This is a genomic window from Corallococcus carmarthensis, from assembly GCF_003611695.1.
Lineage (GTDB): Bacteria > Myxococcota > Myxococcia > Myxococcales > Myxococcaceae > Corallococcus > Corallococcus carmarthensis.
Genome location: NZ_RAWE01000058.1, coordinates 20,121 through 37,396, shown reverse-complemented (window position 1 = coordinate 37,396; position 17,276 = coordinate 20,121). Strand labels below are relative to the sequence as shown.

General features: G+C 69.7%; 19 protein-coding genes. 16 read left to right on the top strand and 3 right to left on the bottom strand.

Translation table 11 applies throughout. From position 1 onward, the window contains the following. From D7X32_RS17835 to D7X32_RS17820, 4 genes are read left to right on the top strand one after another with little or no spacing between them, the layout of a single operon-like run. A complete protein-coding gene (locus D7X32_RS17835) occupies positions 1-660 on the top strand; it encodes a response regulator (protein WP_120603764.1) in 660 nt (219 codons plus the stop codon). A 27-nt stretch (positions 661-687) separates the two neighbouring features. Next, positions 688-2,031 carry a M16 family metallopeptidase gene (locus tag D7X32_RS17830; protein ID WP_120603751.1) on the top strand — a complete coding sequence of 448 codons (1,344 nt, stop codon included), beginning with the start codon at positions 688-690 and terminating at the stop codon, positions 2,029-2,031. Positions 2,032-2,034: 3 nt separating this feature from the next. Beyond that, complete coding sequence (locus D7X32_RS17825; RefSeq protein WP_120603750.1) at positions 2,035-3,525, top strand: M16 family metallopeptidase; 1,491 nt, start codon at positions 2,035-2,037, stop codon at positions 3,523-3,525. Next, positions 3,522-4,223, top strand: a complete 702-nt coding sequence (locus tag D7X32_RS17820; RefSeq protein ID WP_120603749.1) for an RluA family pseudouridine synthase — start codon at positions 3,522-3,524, stop codon at positions 4,221-4,223. Before D7X32_RS17825 ends, D7X32_RS17820 begins: the two co-directional genes overlap by 4 nt. A gap of 9 nt (positions 4,224-4,232) precedes the next feature. On the opposite strand, the gene D7X32_RS17815 is transcribed toward D7X32_RS17820, so the two are convergent. Genes D7X32_RS17815 through D7X32_RS17805 form a run of 3 tightly spaced genes read right to left on the bottom strand, consistent with a single transcriptional unit; the run spans position 4,233 to position 7,081 of the window. After that, positions 4,233-5,072 carry a hypothetical protein gene (locus D7X32_RS17815; protein WP_147450183.1) on the bottom strand — a complete coding sequence of 280 codons (840 nt, stop codon included), beginning with the start codon at positions 5,070-5,072 and terminating at the stop codon, positions 4,233-4,235. After that, positions 5,069-6,475, bottom strand: a complete 1,407-nt coding sequence (locus tag D7X32_RS17810) for a hypothetical protein (protein ID WP_120603747.1) — start codon at positions 6,473-6,475, stop codon at positions 5,069-5,071. The genes D7X32_RS17815 and D7X32_RS17810 overlap by 4 nt, the downstream gene beginning before the upstream one ends. 45 nt (positions 6,476-6,520) lie before the next feature. Then, positions 6,521-7,081, bottom strand: coding sequence for a hypothetical protein (locus D7X32_RS17805; protein WP_120603746.1), 561 nt, complete (start codon positions 7,079-7,081; stop codon positions 6,521-6,523). A 238-nt stretch (positions 7,082-7,319) separates the two neighbouring features. Between D7X32_RS17805 and D7X32_RS17800 the strand changes: the two genes are divergently transcribed. The 12 genes from D7X32_RS17800 (at position 7,320) to D7X32_RS17745 (ending at position 17,267) form a co-directional block, all read left to right on the top strand. Next, positions 7,320-8,135 carry an MlaE family ABC transporter permease gene (locus D7X32_RS17800; protein ID WP_120603745.1) on the top strand — a complete coding sequence of 272 codons (816 nt, stop codon included), beginning with the start codon at positions 7,320-7,322 and terminating at the stop codon, positions 8,133-8,135. 35 nt (positions 8,136-8,170) lie between these two features. Next, the gene (locus D7X32_RS17795; RefSeq protein WP_120603763.1) at positions 8,171-8,908 is read left to right on the top strand and encodes an ABC transporter ATP-binding protein; all 738 of its coding nucleotides are present in this window, start codon (positions 8,171-8,173) and stop codon (positions 8,906-8,908) included. Positions 8,909-9,027: 119 nt separating this feature from the next. Beyond that, positions 9,028-10,557: an MlaD family protein gene (locus D7X32_RS17790; protein ID WP_120603744.1), complete on the top strand. Its 1,530-nt coding sequence runs from the start codon at positions 9,028-9,030 to the stop codon at positions 10,555-10,557. A 127-nt stretch (positions 10,558-10,684) separates the two neighbouring features. Then, positions 10,685-11,614, top strand: a complete 930-nt coding sequence (locus D7X32_RS17785; RefSeq protein WP_120603743.1) for a PfkB family carbohydrate kinase — start codon at positions 10,685-10,687, stop codon at positions 11,612-11,614. Positions 11,615-11,780: 166 nt separating this feature from the next. Further along, positions 11,781-12,119, top strand: coding sequence for a TIGR02266 family protein (locus tag D7X32_RS17780; protein ID WP_120603742.1), 339 nt, complete (start codon positions 11,781-11,783; stop codon positions 12,117-12,119). Between the two features lie 7 nt (positions 12,120-12,126). Continuing rightward, complete coding sequence (locus tag D7X32_RS17775) at positions 12,127-12,858, top strand: metallophosphoesterase family protein (protein WP_120526312.1); 732 nt, start codon at positions 12,127-12,129, stop codon at positions 12,856-12,858. Positions 12,859-12,959: 101 nt separating this feature from the next. After that, on the top strand, positions 12,960-13,631 hold the full coding sequence (locus D7X32_RS17770; protein WP_120603762.1) for a hypothetical protein: 672 nt from the start codon (positions 12,960-12,962) through the stop codon (positions 13,629-13,631). A 29-nt stretch (positions 13,632-13,660) separates the two neighbouring features. Beyond that, positions 13,661-14,503 carry an archaetidylserine decarboxylase gene (gene asd, locus D7X32_RS17765; RefSeq protein ID WP_120603741.1) on the top strand — a complete coding sequence of 281 codons (843 nt, stop codon included), beginning with the start codon at positions 13,661-13,663 and terminating at the stop codon, positions 14,501-14,503. Between the two features lie 26 nt (positions 14,504-14,529). Further along, positions 14,530-15,792, top strand: coding sequence for a histidine--tRNA ligase (gene hisS / locus D7X32_RS17760; RefSeq protein WP_244239057.1), 1,263 nt, complete (start codon positions 14,530-14,532; stop codon positions 15,790-15,792). A gap of 172 nt (positions 15,793-15,964) precedes the next feature. Continuing rightward, the gene (locus D7X32_RS17755; RefSeq protein WP_279635589.1) at positions 15,965-16,375 is read left to right on the top strand and encodes a S24/S26 family peptidase; all 411 of its coding nucleotides are present in this window, start codon (positions 15,965-15,967) and stop codon (positions 16,373-16,375) included. After that, positions 16,372-16,686 (top strand): PqqD family protein, encoded by a 315-nt coding sequence (locus D7X32_RS17750; protein WP_120603739.1) that lies wholly within the window; start codon positions 16,372-16,374, stop codon positions 16,684-16,686. Before D7X32_RS17755 ends, D7X32_RS17750 begins: the two co-directional genes overlap by 4 nt. Then, positions 16,683-17,267, top strand: coding sequence for a hypothetical protein (locus tag D7X32_RS17745; RefSeq protein ID WP_120603738.1), 585 nt, complete (start codon positions 16,683-16,685; stop codon positions 17,265-17,267). The genes D7X32_RS17750 and D7X32_RS17745 overlap by 4 nt, the downstream gene beginning before the upstream one ends. Positions 17,268-17,276: the final 9 nt, after the last annotated feature.

The following is a 17,276-nucleotide window of genomic DNA, read 5'->3' as shown; positions in this document are numbered from 1 at the left end:
GTGGAGCGCACGCGCATCTTCGTCGTCGAGGACCAGCCCCAGCTCCTGCGCAACCTGGTCAAGGTGCTGGGCACCTTTCCGGAGCTGGAGGTGGTGGGCACCTCCCAGGACGGCGAGCAGGCGGTGGATGACATCGTCCGCGAGCGCCCGCAGCTCGTCCTGCTGGACCTGGAGCTGCCGGGGTTGAACGGCATCCAGGTGACCCAGAAGGTCAAGCGCCGCGCCCCGGAGGTGGAGATCCTCATCCTCACGTCCTTCGAGGACGAACAGAAGGTCTACGAAGCCATCCAGGCGGGCGCGTCCGGCTACCTGGTGAAGCGGGTGGGGCCGGAGAAGATCCGCTCCGGCATCCAGGAGGTCATGGACGGGGGCACCGTGCTGGAGCCCATCATCGCCCGGCGCTTCTGGAACTACTTCCAGTCCGTCCAGGCGAAGCCCGCCCAGAAGCCCGCCGAGCTGCCCTGGGGGCTGACGGCCCTGGAGCTGGACGTCCTGCGCTACGTGGCCAAGGGCCTGTCCAACGCCGAAGTGGGGCGGGTGATGACGCTGGAGCGGCGGACGGTGCGCACGCACCTGTCGCATATCTACCGGAAGATGGGCGTCAACTCCCACGTGGACGCGGTGGTGATGGCCTTGCGTCAAGGTGTCGTGGATCTCTAGCCCCGCCGTGGTTACGGTGAGGCACCTATGTCCAAGGCATCCCCGCGGTCCACCGCCGTGCGCGCGGTGGACCCCACCCTCGCCGCTCTCTTCGACGTTCACGAGGCAACGCTGCCCAACGGTCTCAAGGTCCGCCTGCTGGCGAACCACCAGGCCCCGGTCGTCAGCCTCTACACCTTCTTCCAGGTAGGCAGCCGCAACGAGCGGCCCGGCATCACCGGCATCAGCCACCTGTTCGAACACATGATGTTCAACGGGGCGAAGAAGTACGGCCCCAAGATGTTCGACAAGACGCTGGAGTCCAACGGCGGCCGCTCGAACGCGTACACGTCCAACGACATGACGGTGTACTACGACGACTTCTCCGCCGACGCGCTGGAGACGGTGCTCGACCTGGAGTCGGACCGGATGCGCTCGCTGCGCATCTCCCAGGAGACGCTGACCAGCGAGCGCGAGGTCGTGAAGGAAGAGCGCCGCGTCCGCGTGGACAATGAAATCCCCGGCATGATGGACGAGGAGCTGGGCACGCTCGTCTACAAGGCGCACGCGTACCGCTGGCCCGTCATCGGGTGGATGGCGGACATCGAGAACATCACCCGCGACGACTGCCAGCAGTACTTCCGCACGTACTACGCGCCCAACAACGCGGTGCTCTACATCGTCGGGGACATCGACCCGAAGAAGACGCTCGCGCTGGTGAAGCGCTACTACGGCAACATCCCGCGCGGCCCCACGCCCGCGCCGGTGCTCAACGCGGAGCCGGAGCAGAAGGGCGAGCGCCGCGCCGTGGTGCGCCACCCCGCGCAGTCGCCGTCGGTGATGATCGGCTTCCGCGGCCCCGCCGCCAGCAACGAGGACACGCTGGTGCTGGACGTGGTCCAGTACGTCCTCACCAAGGGCGAGGGCAGCCGGCTGGTGAAGTCCCTGGTCTATGACCAGAAGGCCGCCGTGTCGGTGATGCTGGATTGGAGCTGGCGCATCGACCCGGGGACCGTCCTGTTCTACCTGGAGCTCAAGCCGGACTCGGATCCGGCGAAGGTGGAGGCCCTGCTGTACGCGGAGCTGGAGAAGCTGGCGCGCGAGGGTGTCACCGACAAGGAGCTGCAGAAGGCGAAGAACAACCTGCGCGCGGACCACCTGCGTGAGCTGTCCACCAACAGCGGCCGTGGCCACGCCCTGGGCCACTACGAGGCCCTGCTGGGCGACTGGCGCGAGGGCCTCTCCCTGCCGACCTTCTACTCGGCCGTCACGGCGGAGCAGGTGAAGGCCGTGGCCGCGAAGTACTTCGCCCCCGAGCGCCGCTCGGTGGTCACCCTCCATCCCGAAGCCGGCGCCAACGAGCCCGGTGACGAAGAAGCGGCGGACGCGTAAGCCATGGCCTCCCGAAAGATCGCCTCCGTGAAGAACACCGTCCGCAAGGCCGCCAAGGCCGTGCGCAAGCAGGCCACCGCCGCGCGCAAGAAGGTCGCGCAGGTCAAGAAGGCCGTCCCTGCGCGCGTGAAGAAGCTGAAGACCGTTCCCGCGCCGAAGTCCGCCGCCACCGGCGAGCTGAAGCTGCCCGCGCTGCATGAGAGCACCACGTCCACGGGCCTGAAGGTCATCGCCGCCGAGCGCGGACCGCTGCCGCTGGTCTCCGTGCGGCTGGTGATGCGCGCGGGCGGCGTGTGGGATCCGCAGGGCAAGGACGGCCTGGCGGACTTCACCGCGCGGCTGCTGCGCCGGGGCACGAAGCGCATGGACGCGGATGGCATCAGCGAGGCCATCGAGTTCGTGGGCGCCAGCCTCTACGCGGGCGTCAACGAGGACGTGCTGTCCGTCTACCTCACCACGCCCGCGGAGCACTTCTCCGCGATGCTCGACGTGCTGGGACAGGTGGTGCGCGATCCCACGTTCCCGGAGCAGGAGGTCGTGGACGCCCGGGAGCGCGCGCTGGCGCAGTTCGCCAACGACCTGGATGATCCGTCCGCCATCGCGGACCGCGCCTTCACGCGCGCCGTGTGGGGCGACCATCCGTATGGCCGGGACCTGGGCGGCATCAAGCGCACCGTGTCCACCTTCACGCGCGACGACGTGGTCCGCTTCCACGCCGAGTGCATGGGGCCGAGAATCTCCATGCTCACCGTGGTGGGCGCCATCGCCCCGGAGACCGTGGCCGCGGAGGCGGAGCGCGCCTTCGCCGGCTGGACGGGCGGACCCGACGCGGACCCGATGCTGCCTCGCAAGCAGGAGCCGCTGGCGAAGGCGGGGACGGTGCTGCTGGTGGACAAGCCGGACCAGACGCAGTCCCAGGTGCGCCTGGGTGGCCCGGGCTTCTGGCTGGGCCACGAGGACTACTTCCCGGCCACGGCGATGAACATCGCGCTGGGCGGCGGCTTCACGTCGCGGCTGATGAACGAGATCCGCGTCAACCGGGGCCTCACCTACGGCGTCAGCTCCTACTTCGACACGATGAGCGCGGGCGGCATCTTCGCGCTGTCCACGTTCACGAAGACGGCGTCCACGCGGGAGATCATCGACGTGGCGCTGAAGGAGATCCACGGCGTGCGCGACGGGGGCCTCAAGCCCCGTGAGCTGAAGGACGCGCAGAGCTACCTGGCCGGCCTGTATCCGCTGCGCACGGAGACCAACGAGTCCGTGGCCTCCGTCATCGCGGACATGCGCATGCACGGCCTGGGCGACGACTGGGTGGAGAAGTTCCGCGACCGGCTGCGCGCGGTGACGCCCAAGGACGTGGCCGCGGCCTCGAAGAAGTACGCGTTCGCGGACCGGCCCGTCATCGTGGTGCTGGGCAAGGCGTCGGAGGTGAAGCCGCTGTTGGAGGGGCTGGGCCCCATCACCGTCGTGCCGGCGTCGGACTACGAATGAGCGGTGACGTTCCCCGCGTCCTCTTCGAGGGCGCGGGCGTGATGGTGGTGGACAAGCCGGCCGGGGTGCTCGTCATCCCCGGCCGCGAGGGCGGTCCGTCCCTGCGCGACACGCTGGAAGCCCAGCTGGGCCGCAAGGTGTACGTGGTGCACCGGCTGGACCGCGACACCTCCGGCGCGCTGGTGTTCGCGCTGGACGCGGACGTGCACCGCGCACTGTCCCAGGCCTTCGAGGCGGGCAAGGTGCGCAAGCGCTACCGCGCCCTGGTGGAGGGCCGGCTGGAGGCGCCCCGGATGGTGGACGCGCCGCTGGTGGCGGGCCGCAAGGGGCGCATGCGCGTGGCGAAGCCGGAGGAGCCGGACGCGAAGCCGTCGCGCACGCGGGTGCGTCCGGTGGAGACCTTCGCGCGCGCGTCGCTGGTGGAGGCGGAGCCGCTGACGGGCCGCACGCATCAGATCCGCGTGCACCTGCTGTCGCTGGGGCACCCGTTGCTCGTGGATCACCAGTACGGCCGCGAGGCGCCGCTCACGGAAGCGGACCTGGGAGGGCAGGGGACCCAGGAGGTGCTGACGCGCACGCCGCTGCACGCCGCTCGCGTGGAGTGGCCCGCGCTGCCGGGAGTGCCCGCGCGCGGGGTGGATGCGCCGCTGCCGCCGGACATGCTGCGCACGCTGGAGCTGCTGCGCGCGGCGGGGTGAGGCCCGGCGCTACTTGTACGGCTCCAACCGGAAGGTGTTGGATTCGCCGGTCGCGCCGAAGCTGTCCAGGGCGTTGAGGTGCACGTTGCCCGCGGGCGCTTCCATGACGATGGTCGCGTTGCACACGCCGTTGTCGCAGGGGCCAATCTTGGTGGGCGTCACGGTGCCGCGCGACGCGATCAGCTCCACGGAGCCCTTGAAGTGCCCGGCCCGCGGCCCCTGGGCACGCACCGTGATGTCGAAGGACGTCCGGCTCATGCGCGTGCCTTCGATGGCGTCGAAGGCGAAGCCCGTGATGTCGCCCTCGCGCATCGGATCATCGGGGCCGGGGCCTGCGTCTACGGCTTCGCCGCCGTCCGTGGTGTCGACCCCGCCGTCGAAGTCGCCGTAGATGGGCCCCGCGTCGGTCAGGATGAGCACGCCGCCGTCCTCGGGGAGGGGCGGATCCACCACCTCCTGCCCGGACGGGCGCAGGGTGAGGGCGCCCTCGGCCACGGCTTCGCGCCCGTCGTCCAGCCGCAACCGCACCGCGTGCGCGCCCGCGCCCAAGCCCCGGGGCACCGTCACGATGGCGACGCCCGCCGGGTCGAAGCGCGTCACCGCCGCTTCCTTCTCATCCACCCAGACGCGGCCCGAACCCATGCGCGCATCCACCTTCTCCGCGCTGTAGTCCACGGCCATGCTGTAGCGCGCGTCGAACCGCACGGTGAGGTCTTCGTCCTTCGCGTTCACCGGCAGCGTCGCGGGGTCCACGTCGACGATGGTGGGCGGAGGCAGGGACTCGGGGCCGCCCGTGCAGGCCCACGCCAGCACCGCCATCCCGACCACGCCCAGGCCCGCGCGCATCACGGAATGAACCTCAGTCCCGCGGACACGGACACGCCACCCAGTTCCGCGCGCAGTGACGGCGTCTCCACGGGCGCCAGTGCCGCGCGCACCTCGGTGATGACGCTCCAGCGACCAATGGCATACGCGCCCTGCGCGGCCAGGAATCCCATGGCGCGCACTTTGCGCTCATCCACGGCGTCAGGAAAGACGTCACCGGTCTCAACCGGCTCCGTCGACAGGCGATGGTTCAAAGCCAGCACACCGCCGCCTGCACGGCCGTCCAGCTGAAAGGAACCATGCTGGAAAAGGGTGACCCGCGCGGACAAAAGCAGGGGAATCCCCCACACGCGCGAGTGCACGATCGTGGCTCCCTGCCGACCGTCCAGGCTCGCGTGACGCAGGCCCAACTCCGCCTCCGCCGCCAATCGCTCGCGCCACACCGGCAGCGGCACGGACACGCCCAATCCCAACAGCGGTCCCCCATTGGCGCCGCTCGCGAACGCGACGCCGCCCAGGAGGAACAGCGACGTTTGTCCCGAGATCGGGCGCGCAACAGGGTGTGCCGGGGAAACGTAGGGGGTATCCGGGATGATCACCTCCTCCGCGGGCCGTGCGGCGGCGGGCCTCACCGTGCTCTGGAGCCTCACCGCGTCCTCGACGGGCGCGTCACTCCAGCGCACCGTGACGGTCACGTCCGTGGCGTCCGCGCGCGGCTGCACCTTGAAGCGCGCGCGCTCCAGGGACACCGCCTGCACCGTGGCACCCTCCGCGACCACGTCCAGCTCCGACGATGAAATCCGCGCTTCATCCCCCGCGATGATCAGCCAGCCACCGCCGTCTCCAGGCAGCGGAGCCGGCGTGAGCGCGGCGACGAGTGGACGCACGGCGGGGACCTCCAGCGGTGTGCTGCGATCCGTGGTGAGCGTGCCCCGGGTCGCGAGCACGCGCGCCTCCGTCGCGTCCGGAGGCACCTCCACGGGCACCTGCGCCCGTCCACGCCCGTCCGCCTTCACCGGTCCGAAGCGCGCGTCGCCCACCACGACCACCACGTCCGCGCCCGGCGCGGTGGAAACGTCCAGCGTGGTGCGACCCAGGAGGGGCAGCTGGAGGGTGGTGACGTCCGGCGCGCGGCCGTCCTCCACCCAGAACGCGAGCACCGCCCACAGCGGGTAGCGCACCGGCGGAGGCGTCCAGTGGAAGACGCGCTCGGCGCCACCTTCCAGCCGCTCTTGCGCCCAGGTGCCGGAAGAGGCCGCCGCGCGCACGGGGCCGGCGCCCTTCGGCACCCGCACCCGCACCTCCACGGCCGCGTCCTTCCCGAGCACCACGCGCCCGGGCGTCGCTTCCACCTCCGGCGGTTCCGCCCGCGCCACGGCGGCACCCAGCATCAGGAGGCAGACAGCGAAGTGGAGCGGCGGACGCATACGGGAAACCCAGCGCCCCAGTTGACCGCCGCTCCGGCCTCCGGGTCAATCCCCGGAAGGCAGGGAAGTCTCAGCGGCGGCTTCTTCCATCCCGGGAGGCAGCTCGGCCATGGGCTTGTCCGCGGGGCCCGCCTGCTTGTTCGTGGGCGGGCTGAAGGCGGGCCGCTCCGCCGGGGCCCCACCGCGGCCGTGCACCAGGGTCTTGGTGTCCGAGCGGAAGGTGAGGTCCACCTTGTCGCCGCGCACCGCCGTCACCAGGCCCACCCCGAACGTCGGGTGGTGGAGCACCTGATCCACCTTGTAGGTGTCCTTGGGGCTGTACTTGGGAGCGCTCGCGATGTCCTTGCCCGCCAGCTGCTCGTCGAAGGAGATGACCACCTTCTCCGCGCGGGGCGTGCCAGACGCGGCGCGCGGGGCCCGGGTCGAGGCCGGCTTGGGGCGATCCGTGACGCCCGCCGTGCCCCGGAACGCGTGATCACCGCCGCAGGTATTGCAACGGACGCGCACGATCTTCGGACCCACCATCGCGAGGATGGTGTGCGCCAGATTCATCTTGCAGCGGGTGCACTGGGCATCCACCTCGCCGCCGACCTTCAGAGTAGCCATGCTGTCGTGTCGCTCTGGCCCGGCAACTCCCCCTCAGGGGCGCGCCGGGCGTGGAAAGTAAAGAGGGCCGCGGAACATAACGGCCGACCCCAGGCGGAGGAAGCCCCATCGCATCCCACCTTCACGCGGCGCGGGAGCCCCCCTGGCGACCAGCCAATGGAGGTAGGGGTGGGATGGGGCGGCTCTTCAGTTCCCTTGTGCCGCCGTCCGGAGCACGTAGAGTCGCCCGCCTGAGCGCATGACCACCGAGACCCCCAGCAAACCCAACCGGTTCACCGGCGCCTTCTCCCAGTCGGTGGAGGGCCTCGGCAAGGGCATCATCGACGTCGTCAGCAGCATTGGCGGCGTCGTCGCCCTGGGCCTGGACGTCTTCCGCTGGAGCGTGCGCCGCCCGTTCCGGCTGCAGAACCTCTTCACCCAGCTGGACTTCGTGGGCGTGGGCTCCATCTTCATCGTGGGGCTCACCGGCACGTTCACCGGCATGGTGTTCGCCCTCCAGACCTCCACCGCGTTCGCCCTGTTCGACGCGGAGAGCCTGGTGGGCCCCACCGTCGCCCTGACGCTCACGCGCGAGCTGGCCTCCGTGTTCGCCGCGCTGATGGTCACCATGCGCGCCGGCTCCGCCATGTGCACGGAGCTGGGCACCATGCGCGTCACCGAGCAGGTGGACGCGCTGGAGACCATGGCCGTCAACCCGGTGCAGTACCTGCTGGTGCCCCGGGTGCTCGCGGGCCTGTTCATGGTCCCCGCGCTCACCATGCTCTTCAACACCACGGGCATGACGGGCGCGTACATCGTCGCCGTGTTCGGCCTGGGCATCTCCCCCGGCACGTTCCTGTCACGCACCCAGCAGTGGATGGCGCCAGCGGACGTCTACGAGGGCCTGATCAAGGGCGCCATCTTCGGTCTCTCCGTGGCCCTCATCTGTTGCTTCAAGGGCTACAACGCGTCCGGCGGCGCCAAGGGCGTGGGCCAGGCCACCACGGAGGCCATGGTGTCGAGCGCGCTGGCCATCTTCATCCTCGACTTCATCGTCGGCATGTTGATGCACTGATGGGCCCCCAGACTCCGCCCGGCTCCGCGCGGGCCATGATCGACATCGTGGACCTGCACAAGACGTTCGCGGGCAACAAGGTCCTCACTGGCATCAACCTCACCGTGCCCGCGGGCAGCACCTGCGTCATCCTGGGCGGCTCCGGCTCCGGCAAGACGGTGTTGATGAAGCACATGATCGGCCTGCTCAAGCCGGACAGCGGCAAGGTCATCATCGACGGGCAGGACATCGTCCCCATGAGCGTGGAAGGGCTGCAGCAGGTGCGCCGCAGCTTCGGCATGGTGTTCCAGGCCGCCGCGCTCTTCGACTCCATGACGGTGTTCGAGAACGTCGCCTTCCCCCTGCGCCAGCACACGACGCTGTCCGAAGACGAGATCCGCGTGCAGGTGCGCAAGCGCCTGGACCTCATGGGCCTCAAGCGCGAGGTGGAGGGCCGCTTCCCCGCGGACCTGTCCGGCGGCATGCGCAAGCGCGTGGGCCTGGCGCGCGCGGTGGTGCTGGATCCCAAGGTCGTCCTCTACGACGAGCCCACCACCGGCCTGGATCCCATCACCACGGACTCCGTGGACGACATGATCCTCACCGCGCAGAAGGAACTGGGCGTCACCAGCGTGGTCATCAGCCACGACATCGCGTCCGCCTTCAACGTGGCCAACCAGATCGCCTTCCTGTCCAAGGGCGTCATCGTGGAGCACGGTTCGCCGGAGCAGCTGCGGGAGTCCCAGCACCCGGCCGTCCAGGTCTTCCTCCAGACGTGGTTCGGCAAGAACTAAGACCTTCGGGTAGGGAATGCGGTCCCCCAAGGATTCCAGCCCTTCATGAAAAGCTGGCACCCGGCATGCAAATCGTTAGAGTCGCGCGCGGCCGGTGGTAGCGCTCGGAGTCACATCAGGTGAAGAAGCTCGTCACGCCCTTCCGTGTTGGCCTGCTGGTCCTCGCCGCCGGTGGTTTCCTCATCACGTTCGTGTTGTTCGCCACGAAGGGCGGACTGAGCGACAGAGACTCCACCAAGGTGTGGGCCTACTTCCGGGACGCGTCCGGTCTGGCGGTGCGTGGCCGGGTGCAGATCGCCGGCATCCCCGTGGGTGAGATCAGCGACATCAGCCTGGAGGGCACCCGCGCGAAGATCTGGCTGAAGATCCGCAAGGGCGTGGACATCCGCCAGGACGCCGCGGTCACCAAGCGCTCGGAGTCGCTCCTGGGCGACTACCTGCTGGACCTGAACCCCGGCACGGAGCAGGCCCCGGAGCTGGAGAACGGCGGGCAGATCCGCCGCGTCATCGACACCCAGGGCGTGGAGGCCGTCTTCGAGTCCCTGTCGCAGATCACCTCCGACATCCAGCAGGTGACGGGCGCGCTGCGCGAGGTGCTGGGCGGTGAGAAGGGCGCGGGCAGCCTGGAGCGGATTGTCGAGAACCTGGTCCGCCTGTCGGACTCGGTGGACGCGACGGTGCGCCGCAACACGGACCGCCTGGACACCATCATGGCGAACGTGGAGGGCGTGTCCTCCGACGTGCGCGCCCTCACCCAGGGCAACGGCGCGGAGGTGACGCGCATCGTCACCAACGTGGAGCGCATCACCCAGGACGTCCGCGAGGTGCTGGGCACCGTCAAGAACATCGTGGGCAGCGGGGAAGGGGAGTTCAAGGAGAGCGTCTCCAGCCTCAAGCAGACGCTGGGCCGGCTGGACAACACGCTCGCCAACCTGGAGGAGATCACCCGCAAGGTGAAGGACGGCGAAGGCGCCGCGGGCGCGCTGCTCACCGACGAGCAGCTGGGCCAGCGCCTGGGCGAGGCCGTCACCGACGTCAGCGAGTTCGCCACCCGCCTCTCCACCCTCCAGACGGAGGTGGGCCTGTTCAGCACGTACCTGGTGTCCCAGGGGGCGTCGAAGAACGGCCTGTCGCTGCGGCTCATCCCCAAGCCGGACAAGTACTACCTGCTGGAGATCATCGACGACCCTCGCGGCTCCGTCAGCACGCAGGTGGTGCAGACGAACCCGCCGTCGGACGGCGACCCGGTCATCCAGACGCAGAAGGTGACCAAGGAGTCCTTCAAGGTCAGCCTCCAGTTCGCCAAGCGCTACTACTTCACCACCCTGCGCGTGGGCCTCATCGAGTCCACTGGCGGTGTGGGCGCGGACCTGCACTTCTTCGACGACGCGCTCACCCTGAAGATGGACGCGTTCAACTTCACCGCGGACGAGCTGCGCTACCCGCGCCTTCGCGCCACCCTGCGCGCCCAGGCGTTCGACCACCTGTTCGTCGTGGCGGGCATGGACGACATCCTCAACGCCAAGCAGCGCGACGCGGCCACCAAGCGCCTCATCGCCGGCCGCGACTTCTTCTTTGGCGCGGGCTTCTTCTTCACCGACGACGACCTGAAGGCCCTCATCACCACCATCGGCGTTCCCGCCTTCTAGGGTGTGTAGTCCTTGACGTTGCCGGGAAGGTGTCGTACCCGGCACGGGCACGGGGTTTCCCCTGGAACGCGCCGTGCCCTGACGCGAAGCCGTACCCGCGCCGGGTCACCCCCAGGAAGAAGCCTCCATGTCTCTGCTCGTCGTCGGTTCAATCGCGCTGGACTCGCTGGAAACGCCCTTCGGCAAGAAGGAGGACGTGCTGGGTGGCTCGGCCACCTACTTCTCCACCACCGCGTCCTTCTTCGGCCCCGTGCAGCTGGTGGCGGTGATTGGCGAGGACTTCCCGGAGTCGCACCTGCAGTTCCTGCGCGGGCGCGGCATCGACCTGGAGGGGCTCACCCGCGAGGCCGGCCGCACCTTCCGCTGGAAGGGCAAGTACGGCTGGGAGCTCAACGAGGCGCAGACGCTGGACACCCAGCTCAACGTCTTCGAGTCCTTCTCGCCGAACCTGCCGGCCGCCTACCGCGAGACGCCCTACGTCTTCCTGGGCAACATCCACCCGGAGCTCCAGTCGCGCGTGCTGGATCAGGTGAAGGCGCCCAAGCTGGTGGCCGCGGACACGATGAACTTCTGGATCCAGGGCAGCCGCCCCGCGCTGCTCAAGACGCTCCAGCGCGTGAACCTGCTCTTCATCAACGACGCGGAAGCGCGCCAGCTGTCCGGCGAGCACAACGTGGTGAAGGCCGCGCGCGCCATCCTGGCCATGGGCCCGTCCCGCGTGGTCATCAAGCGCGGCGAGCACGGCGCGCTCCTCTTCGACCAGGACCACATCTTCGCCTGCCCGGCGTTCCCCCTGTCGGAGGTGTTCGACCCCACCGGCGCGGGTGACACCTTCGCCGGCGGCTTCATGGGCACCCTGGCCAGCTCCGCCACCGGCAAGGTGGATCAGCAGCTCTTGCGCAAGGCCATGGTCATGGGCAGCGTGATGGCCTCCTTCACCGTGGAGAAGTTCAGCCTGGAGCGCCTGCGCGAGGTGCAGCGCCCGGAGATCCACGCCCGCTTCGCCGAGTTCAAGAAGCTCACCCACTTCGACGACCTGGGCCCGCTGGGCGGGTAGGGGAGCCCTTGTCCGCCAGGGAGGCCTTGATCCGGTGTGGAACTTGACGGGCCGCACCCACCCTCCCTAGGCTCGACCGAACGCAGTGGATGAATAAATCCGGTGCGGACGTCCTTTTTCAGCGCCGACGTGGCCGGGAAGATTCCACGTCGGGAGGTCCCCCCGGTTGAGCGAAAATCGAAAGCACGCGCGGGTCGGCACCCTCCTGCGCTGCTGGTGCGAGGGTGAGAACGTGACCCTGTATGCACGCATCGCCAACCTGAGCGAGGGAGGCCTCTTCCTCAGGACGAGCACCCCGCTGGCGGCGGGGACGCGGGCACAGGTGCGGCTCACCCAGCAGGCGACGGACACGCAGTTGCAGGCACAGGCCACGGTCGTCTGGTTGCGGCAGGATGAGCAACCCGCCGGCCGGCCCCCGGGCATGGGCCTGAGATTCGAAGCGTTGGACGCGGACGCACTGACGAGTCTGCGGCGCATCATCTCCCAGCAGCAGACCCCCCTATAGGGCTCCCATGCGCATCGCCGTCATCTCCGACATCCACTCCAACATCGAGGCCCTCACGGAAGTGCTGAGGGTGGCGGAGCACCAGAAGGTGGACCGCTTCGTGTCACTGGGGGACATCGTCGGTTATGGGGCGTCCCCCAACCCGTGCTGTGACCTGGTGCGCTCGGTGGCGGAGATCACGCTGCTGGGCAACCACGACGCCGCGGTGGCGGGGCGGATGGACTACTCGTACTACTACGACGCCGCCCGGCACGCGCTCGACTGGAGCGCCAACGTCATCTCCGACGAGAACCTGGCCTGGCTGCGCAGCCTCCCGTACACGTACCGCATTGGCGAGGTGGGCTTCTGCCACGGCTCGCCCATCGACCCGAAGGCGTACGAGTACATCTTCGCGCTGGAGCAGGCACGGGAGCTGACGCCGTACGTGGCGGAGCTGCCGGAAGTGACCTTCATCGGCCACAGCCACCTGTGCCGCGCGTTCGCCATTGGCAATGGCGAGGTGAACGACGTGGTGGCCCAGAAGTTCGTGCTGCGCAAGGGCTACAAGTACATCGTGTCCGTGGGGAGCGTGGGCCAGCCGCGCGACTACGACAACCGGGCCTGCTTCGTCATCTGCGACACGGACGCGCGCACGGTGGAGTACCTGCGCGTGGAGTACGACATCGAAACCTCCGCGCAGAAGATCTTCGACGCGGACCTGGCGCTCAACTTCGGCAAGCGGTTGTTCCTGGGCGTCTAGGCCGCTCAACGCGCCGCGTGCGGAAAAGCGGCGCGGCCGGACGGAAGGTGGCATAAACCGGGGCCGTGCGCCCCCAGGTCCCCCGTCCGATGCGGCCCTTCATGGGCCTTGGCCTCGCAGCCCTCCTGTTCGTCTCCGGGTGCAGCCGCGCCCCCGCGCCGCCCTCGCCCGAGTTCGAGCAGGCCAGCCACCGGTGGACGGCGCTCTACGCCCAGAAGCTGGACGGGGCGTACCTGGACCCCTCCATCGGGGAGATTGAAGCGCAGCTGCAGCGCGTCCCCGCGGACAGCGTGGACGCCGCCGCGTCCCAGTCCCTGCTCCAGCGCATCCAGGAGGGACGGACGCGCATGCAGGCGGCCCAGGAGGAGAAGCGCCGCGCGGTGGCCAACGCCCGCACGCTGCCCACCCAGGACCCCTCCCAGACGAACTATCCGCGGCCGCCCGAGCGCCAGGCGGCGGAGCCGGTGGACGCCGGGCTGGGAGACGCCGGCGTGATTGCCGGGCCCCAGACGGGCACCCCGGCCTCCGAGCTGGTGGCGGGCTTCCGGGGCTGCTTCACCCGCTCCGTGCCCATCACGGTGGAGGGGCGGGGGATGCGGGACACCTGGCAGCTGAGCGACCGGGCGTCCTGCCAGCTGGAGTTCCCGACCCACCGGGACACCGCGCTGTTGATTGAAGACGGCCGCGTGCTGGCGCTGTTACCCAAGAGCGCCGTGCGCAACGTCCGCCGTTATGAGGACGGCGGCGTGGTGCCCGACGGTGTCGGGCGTTGAACCTCTCTCTTACGAGCTGACGACCTTCGATGAACGAACAGACCTTCATGAAGTTGATGCGCGTGCTGCCCAAGTCGGCGGTGTCCTCCGCGGTGGGCCTGGCCACGCGCCTGCCCGCGCCCGCGCCGGTGCATCACTGGGCCATGCGCACCTTCGCCAAGGCGTACAACGTGGACATGGAGGAGGCGGAGCACGCCTTCGAGAAGTACCCGACCTTCGCCCAGTTCTTCACGCGCGCCCTCAAGCCGGGCCTGCGCCCGGTGGACGCGGGCGAGAAGGTCGTCGTGTCCCCGGTGGACGGCCGGGTGTCCCAGGTGGGCTACGCGGACAACGGCCGCTGCCTGCAGGCGAAGGGCATCGAGTACACGGTGGACGAGCTGCTGGGGGACTCGCAGGCCGCGAAGCCCTTCCACGGCGGCGCCTGGACGACGGTGTACCTGTCTCCGCGCGACTACCACCGCATCCACGCGCCGCTGGGCGGCACCATCACCGGGTACGCGTACATCCCGGGTGAGTTCTGGCCGGTGAACCCCGCGTCGGTGAAGAACAAGCAGTCGCTGTTCTGCGTGAACGAGCGGCTGGTGACGTACCTGGACACCGTGGCCGGCAAGGTCGCCGTGGTGAAGGTGGGCGCCACCTGCGTGTCGCGCATCAAGGCGTCCTACGAGGACATCACCACGCACATCGGACAGCCGGGCAAGGTGCACCGCTACGGCGCGGGCATCCCGGTGGAGAAGGGCGGCGAGCTGGGCCGCTTCGAGATGGGCTCCACCGTCATCCTCTGCTTCGAGCCCGGGCGCGTGCGCTGGGATGACAGCATGCAGCCGGAAGCGGTGGTGCGCATGGGCACGCGCATCGGAGTCATCACGTGAGCCAGAAGATCAACGGCGTGAAGGGGATGAACGACCTTCTGCCGGGCGAGATTGAGGTCTGGCAGTTCGTGGAGTCCACCGCGCGCACGCTGTTCGGCCGCTTCGGCTACGGCGAGGTGCGCACGCCGATGGTGGAGGACACGGCCCTCTTCGTGCGCAGCGTGGGCGAGGAGACGGACATCGTCGGCAAGGAGATGTACACCTTCGAGGACAAGGGCGGCCGCAGCCTGTCCCTGCGTCCCGAGGGCACCGCGCCCGCCGCGCGCGCGTACATCGAGCACTCGGTGAGCAACCAGGAGCCGGTGTCGCGCTGGTTCTACATGGGGCCCATGTTCCGCTACGAGCGGATGAAGACGGGCCGCTACCGCCAGTTCTCCCAGATTGGCGCGGAGGCCTACGGCGCGAAGGAGCCCGCGCAGGACGCGGAGCTGATGGACGTGGTGGTGCAGTTCCTGGAGGCCCTGGGCCTCAAGGACGTCACCCTGAACATCAACTCGCTGGGCGACGACAACTGCCGGCCCGCGTACCACGCCAAGCTGGTGGAGTACCTCAACGCGCACCGGGAAGAGCTGTGCGCGGACTGCCAGCAGCGGCTGGAGCGCAACCCGCTGCGCGTCCTGGACTGCAAGAACGAGAAGTGCCAGGCGGTGGCCGCGGCCGGGCCCAACGTGCTGGAGTTCCTGTGCGAGCCGTGCCGCGCGCACTTCACGGACCTGCAGCGCAAGCTGGGCGTGCTGGGCATCCGCTACGTCGTGAACCACCGGCTGGTGCGCGGCCTGGACTACTACACGCGCACCGTCTTCGAGTTCATCGCCTCGCACCCCGCGCTGGGCACCGCCAGCACGGTGGGCGGCGGCGGGCGCTACGACAAGATGATGAAGGGCCTGGGCGGGCCGGACGTGCCCGCGGTGGGCTACGCCATGGGCCTGGACCGGCTGGTGCTGCTGCTGAAGGAAGGCGGCAAGACGTTCACCCAGCGGCCGGACCTGTTCATCGCCGTGGCGGACGAGGGCTCGCAGGACGAGGGCCTGGCGCTGGCCAGCCGTCTGCGCCGTGAAGGCCTGAAGGTGGACTTCGACACGCGCGGCGGCAGCCTCAAGAGCCAGATGAAGCGCGCGGACAAGTCCGGCGCCCGCTTCACGCTGGTGCTGGGCGAGCAGGAGCGCACCAGTGGCCAGGCGAAGCTCAAGCCCATGGCGGGCGGCGAGCCCGTCCCGGTGGCGTTGGACAACGTCGCCGCCACCGTGCGCGCCCAGCCGGAAGCCGCGGCCCCGGTGCCCGCGGCCTGATCCCAAGCGCCCCTCCGGCATGACGCGCCTGGCCGGAGGGGAGGGGGGCGGCCTGTCTTCCGTGAAAATCCCGGAGTAAAGGTGTTAAGCAGCGTAAGTCCTGGGAATCGCTGGGGGAACGAGGGCGCGGAGATTCGCGGCGCTTGAGAGTTTGGAGTACCTTTCGTCGTCAATGTCGAGCGCTCCCCAGCCCGCCTCCGTGATCGATGGCCCGCGTTGGATCCCCGTCGCCGGGGACAGCATGTGGCCGTCGTTGCGTGCGGGCGACGTGGCGGAGGTGGAGCCGCTGGCGGAGGCGCCGCGCCCGGGTGAGGTGGTGCTGGCGCGCTTCGAGTCCTCGCTGGTGCTGCACCGCGTGCGCTGGTGTGACGGCAGCGTGTGCGCGCTTCGTGGGGACAATGGCGGGTTGGAAGATCCGCCGCTGCCCCTCTTCCGTATCCTTGGACGGGCCCGGCGTGTGCGCCGGGGCGGCGCGCTGCTGGAGATGGAGCGCTGGGACGTGGGGCCGCGCCTCGTGGGCCGCTTGCGCGCGACGCTGAAGCGCCGGGTGGCCGCGTGGCTGGGAAGGACGGGCCGCGCATGAGCTTTCAGGAAGGCAGCGTTCCCCGGCGGCGGCAGGGGACCTCGGGGGAGGGCTTTGGCGCGGACTTCCTGGTGCTGGACGCGGAGGGGCGCACGCTGCGCGGGCTCAACCCGACGGCGGCGCGCATCTGGGCGCTGTGCGATGGACAGCACACGGCCCGGGCAGTGGCGGAGCAGGTGGCTTCCGAGTTTTCGACCGACGTCGGTCCGGTGCTGACCGACACGCTGCGCTTCCTGGAGGAACTCCAGCGGCGCGGTCTGTTGGATGAAGTGCGCGCGCCGGCCGGTGCCGCGCCTCTGGAGGAGACATGACGCGAGCGCTCGTGGCGGTGCTGGCGGGGGTGGTGATGCTGTCGGCGTGCACGGAAGGGGTGTCCCCCCTGCCGCCGCCCACGGCCGTGAAGCCGGGGCAGGGCGGTGGTTCCGTCACCCCCGTGGATCCGACGGACGTGCTGGCCGGTGGCGGGAGCGTGGCCCGGCCGCCGCCCCCGGCGCAGGTGCCCGGCGAGGAAGAGCCGCCTCCGGACGAGGTCGTGGAGGAGGAGCCGCCTCCGGTGGCGCTGCCGCCCCCGTCCGGGAGCGCGGCGGTGGTGGGCGCTGGCGCGGAGCCCACGGCCCTGTCCGAGGTGCTGCAGGTGGACGTGGACTTCGTGGTGAGCGGCGTGCGGAACAAGGGCCTGGTGGACGTGGAGTTCATCGCGCCGGGCGGGCGTCCGTACGAGAAGCGGAGCGCGACGGTGGAGGCGCCGCCGGAGGAGACGCGCACGCTGCGCTATTCGCTGCCGGTGGCGGGCACGCCGGTGTCCATGGCGCGCATGACGGGCACCTGGCAGGTGCGCTTCTTCCTGGATGGGGCGCAGCTGGCCGCCACGTCCTTCACCCTGGAGCCGTGACGTGAGGCA